The 6,168-nt window shown below is 39.9% G+C and carries 7 protein-coding genes and 1 rRNA gene; all 8 read left to right on the top strand.

Annotation, left to right across the window (positions count from 1 at the left end; genetic code table 11):
• The first annotated feature begins 115 nt into the window (after positions 1-115).
• Complete coding sequence (gene pabA / locus EKC99_RS14810) at positions 116-691, top strand: aminodeoxychorismate/anthranilate synthase component II (RefSeq protein ID WP_163152583.1); 576 nt, start codon at positions 116-118, stop codon at positions 689-691.
• 6 nt (positions 692-697) lie between these two features.
• Positions 698-1,567 carry an aminodeoxychorismate lyase gene (pabC, locus tag EKC99_RS14805; protein ID WP_163152581.1) on the top strand — a complete coding sequence of 290 codons (870 nt, stop codon included), beginning with the start codon at positions 698-700 and terminating at the stop codon, positions 1,565-1,567.
• 56 nt (positions 1,568-1,623) lie between these two features.
• Positions 1,624-2,400 carry a dihydropteroate synthase gene (folP, locus tag EKC99_RS14800; protein ID WP_238148441.1) on the top strand — a complete coding sequence of 259 codons (777 nt, stop codon included), beginning with the start codon at positions 1,624-1,626 and terminating at the stop codon, positions 2,398-2,400.
• Positions 2,390-2,752 carry a dihydroneopterin aldolase gene (gene folB, locus EKC99_RS14795; protein WP_009360748.1) on the top strand — a complete coding sequence of 121 codons (363 nt, stop codon included), beginning with the start codon at positions 2,390-2,392 and terminating at the stop codon, positions 2,750-2,752. Before folP ends, folB begins: the two co-directional genes overlap by 11 nt.
• Positions 2,753-2,755: 3 nt before the next feature.
• Entirely contained in the window at positions 2,756-3,292 is a 537-nt protein-coding gene (gene folK, locus EKC99_RS14790; RefSeq protein ID WP_009360747.1) for a 2-amino-4-hydroxy-6-hydroxymethyldihydropteridine diphosphokinase, read from the top strand.
• Positions 3,292-4,293 carry a tRNA dihydrouridine synthase DusB gene (gene dusB, locus EKC99_RS14785; RefSeq protein ID WP_009360746.1) on the top strand — a complete coding sequence of 334 codons (1,002 nt, stop codon included), beginning with the start codon at positions 3,292-3,294 and terminating at the stop codon, positions 4,291-4,293. Before folK ends, dusB begins: the two co-directional genes overlap by 1 nt.
• Positions 4,294-4,361: 68 nt before the next feature.
• Positions 4,362-5,846, top strand: a complete 1,485-nt coding sequence (gene lysS, locus EKC99_RS14780; RefSeq protein ID WP_019418030.1) for a lysine--tRNA ligase — start codon at positions 4,362-4,364, stop codon at positions 5,844-5,846.
• A 248-nt stretch (positions 5,847-6,094) separates the two neighbouring features.
• Positions 6,095-6,168, top strand: a 16S ribosomal RNA gene (locus EKC99_RS14775); the annotation flags it as partial.

Below are 6,168 nucleotides of genomic sequence, written 5' to 3'. Positions count from 1 at the left end.
AAAAACAGCAGGGGTGGCAAGCTTTTTTTGTCGAAAACCGCATAAAATCAATAAAAACTTAGGGTATGTCTTTAAAACTTTTGACAATACCACAATTAAGCATGAGGTGAGCAAAATGATTTTAATGATTGATAATTATGATTCGTTTACGTATAACTTAGTCCAATATTTAGGGCAATTAGGGGAAGAATTGATCGTTAAACGAAACGATGAAGTAACGATTTCTCAAATTGAACAACTTCAACCACATTTTTTAATGATTTCCCCTGGTCCGTGCAGTCCGAATGAAGCAGGCATCAGCATGGAGGCGATTCAATATTTTGCAGGGAAGATCCCGATTTTTGGTGTATGTCTTGGGCATCAGTCGATTGCGCAAGTGTTTGGTGGGGAAGTTGTTCGGGCGGAACGTTTAATGCATGGTAAAACATCACCGATTTTTCATGATGAAAAGACGATTTTTACTCAAATTCCGAATCCGTTTACCGCTACGCGTTATCATTCGCTAATTGTAAAAAGAGAAACATTGCCCGATTGCTTTGACATTTCCGCGTGGACAGAAGAAGGGGAAATTATGGCCATTCGCCATAAAACATTGCCAATTGAAGGGGTGCAGTTTCATCCTGAGTCGATCATGACGGAATACGGTTTAGAAATGCTTAAAAATTTTATTACATTATACAGACGAAAGTGATGTCGTATGTTCGTTTACGTAAATGGACAAATCGTAAAAAATGAAGATGCTCGTATTTCACCGTTTGATCATGGATTTATGTATGGGCTCGGGGTGTTTGAAACATTCCGCGTATATGATGGACACCCATTTTTGCTTGATGATCATTTAGTTCGTCTTCATAACGGACTCGATATGCTCAACATTTCATGTTCTATCACTCGAAATGATGTTTTGCATATTCTTTCCCAATTGTTAGAGGTAAACGGTTATCGCGATGCGTATGTTCGTTTAAATGTCTCAGCTGGAATCGGCGATGTGGGGCTACAGGTGGAACAGTACACACATCCGACAATCATTATGTATATGAAACGTATTCCAAACTTTGCGGAAGAGAAAGCATGTCAAACTTTACAAGTGAGACGAAATACGCCAGAAGGGGGCGTTCGGTTAAAATCGCATCACTATTTAAACAATATTTTAGGTAAAAGAGAAATTGGTCATCATCCGAACGTAGAAGGTATTTTCCTTACAGAAGAAGGATTTGTAGCAGAAGGAATTGTTTCTAACATTTTTTGGGTGAAAGATGGTGTTGTGTACACCCCTTCCGTACAAACAGGGATTTTAAACGGTGTGACTCGAATGTTTGTGCTCGATTTACTGCACTCATGGGGCATTCATGTCGAAGAAGGGTTTTATTCCTTGCGACAGCTGAAAAACGCAGATGAAATCTTTTTAACAAATTCCATTCAAGAAGTTGTGCCGGTTTGTCGGCTAGATGAGAATATATATCCCGGGAAATGTGGGGAAATAACAAAACGTCTCCAACGTGCATACGCATCGTTTACAACGCGTTTATGGACAAGGTACGACAGAAAGGATGGGTACGTCAATTGATTGATGTCATTTATTGCGGAAAGCATAAGTTAGATTTACGAAAACAAACGGTCATTATGGGCATTTTAAATGCAACGCCTGATTCTTTTTCTGATGGTGGGAAGTTCAATCACGTAGAGCAGGCGGTTGAACGTGCAAAACAACTCGTAGCTGAGGGAGCGCACATCATTGATATCGGGGGCGAATCAACTCGCCCTGGGGCTGAAAAAGTACCGCTTGAAGAAGAGTTGCGTCGCGTCATTCCAATTGTAGAAGCAGTCGCTAAAGCAGTAGATGTACCAATCTCTATCGATACGTATAAAGCAGAAGTCGCAAAACAAGCCATTGAAGCAGGAGCAACGATGATTAACGATGTTTGGGGAGCGAAAGCCGATCCGAACATGGCTAAAGTAGCGGCTAATTATGGTGTTCCGATTGTGTTAATGCATAATCGTCACGATCGCCATTATAAAGATTTTATTTCAGATATGATCAATGATTTAAAAGAGAGTATACATCTTGTAAAGCAAGCGGGTGTGACGGACGAGCAAATTATTATCGATCCAGGTATTGGTTTTGCTAAAACAGTAGAGCATAATTTAGAAGTGATGCGTCGATTGGACGAGTTTTCTGTTCTCGGTTACCCTATTTTGTTAGGGACATCGCGAAAGTCATTTATCGGACATGTGCTTGATTTACCCGTTCATGAACGAGTAGAAGGAACAGGAGCAACAGTTTGCCTCGGTATCGCCAAAGGAGTGCATATCGTTCGCGTACATGACGTTTTACCGATCGCTAGAATGGCTAAAATGATGGATGCGATGATCGGGAGAGGGTGGGAGTATGAGCGATAAAATTTACGTTCAGCAAATGGAGTTTTACGGTTATCACGGGGTATTTCCTGAAGAAAATAAGCTCGGTCAACGTTTTTATGTTGATGTCATCATTGAAACAAATTTGAGAAAAGCAGGCGTCACCGACGATTTAAATGAAACGGTTAACTATGCACATATATATGACATATGTCAAAGTATTGTCGAAGGGAAGCCATTTCAATTGATCGAAGCAGTAGCAGAACACATTGCTGAGCAAATTTTATCTGCTTATGCAACAATCTCATCTTGTACTGTCAAGGTGACGAAGCCAAACCCACCTATTAAAGGTCACTATGCGTATGTGGCGGTTGAAATTACGAGAGGGCGTTAACAAATGGAACATATTGCTTATATTGCATTAGGCTCAAATATAGGAGATCGTTTTGATTATTTACGTAAAGCGGTCACGGCTTTAAATAACCACCCATGTATTTCTGTTTTAGCGACATCTTCCGTTTATGAAACAGATCCGGTTGGATATGTCGAACAAGCTTGTTTTTTAAATATGGTTGTAAAGGTTGCTACGTCGCTATCTCCATTTGCTTTGTTAGAAGCAACGATGGACATTGAAAAACAGTTTGGTCGAAAACGAGAAGTTCATTGGGGGCCACGAACGTTAGACCTTGACATTTTGCTATATAATCACGAAAATATTGAAACAGAACAACTTATCATTCCGCATCCGCGTATGTATGAACGGGCGTTTGTATTAATCCCGTTGTTTGAAATAGATGAATCGTTAATTATTCCTTCCGTTCAACGTCCTTTACGTTCGTACGTTGAACAGTTATCGGATCAAGGTGTTCGTATATGGAAAAGTCGCCAAGCGGTGGAGGAACAATTTATGTTAGCAAGAAAGGAGGGAGTTTAATGTTCAAGATCGGAAATGTACAAATTAATAATCCTGTCGTGCTTGCTCCGATGGCAGGCGTATGTAATTCAGCTTTTCGCCTAACTGTAAAAGAGTTTGGTGCAGGGCTTGTTTGTGCAGAGATGGTTAGCGATAAAGCGATTTTATTTAATAATCCAAAAACAATGGGAATGCTCTATATTGATGAGCGTGAAAAACCATTGAGCTTGCAAATTTTTGGTGGAGAAAAAGAAACACTTGTACAAGCAGCTAAATATGTAGATAAGCATACGAATGCGGACATTATTGATATTAACATGGGATGCCCTGTCCCGAAAATTACAAAATGCGATGCGGGGGCAAAATGGCTATTAGATCCAAATAAAATTTATGATATGGTGGCAGCAGTTGTTGATGCCGTAGAAAAGCCTGTAACGGTAAAAATGCGGATTGGTTGGGATGAACATCACATTTATGCTGTTGAAAATGCTCAGGCGGTAGAACGGGCAGGGGGACAAGCTGTGGCTGTTCATGGGCGAACACGCGTGCAAATGTATGAAGGAAAAGCCGATTGGAACGTCATTAAGCAAGTAAAAGAAGCGGTTCGCATCCCTGTTATTGGCAACGGTGATGTCCAGACTCCTCAAGATGCTAAACGAATGTTAGAGCAAACAGGTGTTGACGGAGTGATGATTGGCCGAGCTGCCCTTGGTAATCCTTGGATGATTTATCGCACAGTTCGTTATTTGGAAACAGGTGAGCTCATTCCGGAACCATCAGTACGTGAAAAAATCGAAGTATGCATTTTGCATTTAGATCGTTTGATCGCTTTGAAAAACGAGCATATTGCTGTGAAAGAGATGCGCAAACATGCTGCATGGTACTTAAAAGGTATTCGTGGAAACGCGAAAGTGCGTAACGCGATTAACGAATGTCAGACGCGCAATGAGCTTGTGGCATTACTGATGAATTTTGTCGAAGAAGTTGAGGCAAAAGAAAGTGATGTCGTGATGGAAGTGTAAAACATACTGTCAGTTCATACTGGCAGTATGTCTTAAAAAAATAAAAGGTCATTGGAGTGAACTTTCGTATGTCACATGAAGAATTAAATGATCAGCTATTAGTTCGTCGTGAAAAGTTACATAAATTACGTGAAAAAGGAATTGATCCATTTGGGAAACGATTCGAGCGCACACATAAAGCTGAAGAGTTGTTTGCGCTATACGGTCATTTATCGAAAGAAGAACTTGAGGAGAAACAAATTCATGTTTCTGTAGCCGGTCGCATTATGACAAAGCGCGGCAAAGGAAAAGCTGGATTTGCACATATTCAAGATTTGACGGGGCAAATTCAAATTTATGTACGCAAAGACGATGTTGGCGAAGAACAGTATGAAATTTTTGATACGTCAGATTTAGGGGATATTGTTGGTGTCCAAGGAACAGTATTTAAGACAAAAGTGGGCGAACTTTCTATTAAAGTGCATGCATATGAAATGTTGACAAAATCATTGCGTCCACTTCCTGAAAAGTATCATGGGCTTAAAGATATTGAGCAACGTTATCGCCAACGTTACCTCGATTTAATTATGAATCCAGAAAGTAAAAAAACATTTATTACACGCAGCTTAATCATTCAGTCTATGCGTCGTTACTTAGATCAAAGAGGGTATTTGGAAGTAGAAACGCCGATGATGCATTCGATTGCTGGAGGGGCTGCTGCTCGTCCGTTTATTACGCACCATAATGCTTTAGATATGACGTTGTATATGCGCATTGCAATCGAGTTGCATTTAAAACGTTTAATTGTTGGTGGGCTAGAAAAAGTATACGAAATTGGTCGTGTATTCCGAAACGAAGGCATTTCAACACGCCATAATCCAGAGTTTACAATGCTTGAATTGTATGAAGCTTATGCTGATTACACAGATATTATGAAATTAACAGAAGATATGATCGCGCATATTGCTCAAGAAGTGCTTGGAACTACAAAAATTCAATATGGAGAATATGAAGTAGATTTAACACCTTCTTGGAAACGACTTCATATGGTTGATGCGATTAAAGAATACGTTGGTGTTGACTTTTGGAAGCATATGAGTGATGAAGAAGCTCGTCAACTAGCGAAAGAGCATGGAGTAGAAGTAGCTCCGCATATGACATTTGGTCATATTGTAAACGAATTTTTCGAACAAAAGGTAGAACAACACCTTATTCAACCAACATTTATTTACGGTCATCCGGTTGAAATTTCGCCTTTAGCGAAGAAAAACCCAGAAGACCCTCGCTTTACAGATCGCTTTGAATTATTTATCGTTGCACGTGAGCATGCAAATGCATTTACAGAATTAAATGATCCAATCGATCAACGTGAACGATTTGAAGCGCAATTAAAAGAAAAAGAACAAGGAAATGACGAAGCGCATGAGATGGACGAAGATTTTATCGAAGCGCTAGAGTACGGTATGCCACCAACAGGTGGATTAGGAATTGGTATTGATCGCCTTGTTATGTTGTTAACGAACTCACCATCGATTCGCGATGTGTTGTTGTTCCCTCAAATGCGCCATAAGTAATTGCGAAAGTCCCGAGATGATCGGGACTTTTTTTTAAAAAAAAAGAGAAAAAATATATTGCTAAAAGATAATCAAATATGATATATTACTAATCGTCCGTGTTGAAGATAACACGAAAAAGTAAAAAATAAAAAAGTGTTGACAAGCAAAAACGTAAATGTTATATTAAAAAGGTCGCTTCAAAAGCGACAAGATGTTCCTTGAAAACTGAACGAAGCGAAAAGCGTACAGAAGCTAAGGATAACTTTTCTATGGAGAGTTTGATCCTGGCTCAGGACGAACGCTGGCGGCGTGCCTAATACATGCAAGTCGAGCGGACGAT

The organism is Anoxybacillus sp. MB8 (genome assembly GCF_011006755.1).
Lineage (GTDB): Bacteria > Bacillota > Bacilli > Bacillales > Anoxybacillaceae > Anoxybacillus > Anoxybacillus gonensis.
Note: the sequence above shows the minus strand (reverse complement) of the source record. Positions and strands in the feature narration are given on the sequence as shown.

Excerpts from the sequence above, each read along its gene's own strand:
- pabC (WP_163152581.1), top strand. The coding sequence starts at position 698 with ATGTTCGTTTACGTAAATGGACAAATCGTAAAAAATGAAGATGCTCGT.
- dusB (WP_009360746.1), top strand. The coding sequence starts at position 3,292 with ATGTTCAAGATCGGAAATGTACAAATTAATAATCCTGTCGTGCTTGCT.
- folK (WP_009360747.1), top strand. The coding sequence starts at position 2,756 with ATGGAACATATTGCTTATATTGCATTAGGCTCAAATATAGGAGATCGT.
- pabA (WP_163152583.1), top strand. The coding sequence starts at position 116 with ATGATTTTAATGATTGATAATTATGATTCGTTTACGTATAACTTAGTC.
- folP (WP_238148441.1), top strand. The coding sequence starts at position 1,624 with ATGGGCATTTTAAATGCAACGCCTGATTCTTTTTCTGATGGTGGGAAG.
- folB (WP_009360748.1), top strand. The coding sequence starts at position 2,390 with ATGAGCGATAAAATTTACGTTCAGCAAATGGAGTTTTACGGTTATCAC.
- lysS (WP_019418030.1), top strand. The coding sequence starts at position 4,362 with ATGTCACATGAAGAATTAAATGATCAGCTATTAGTTCGTCGTGAAAAG.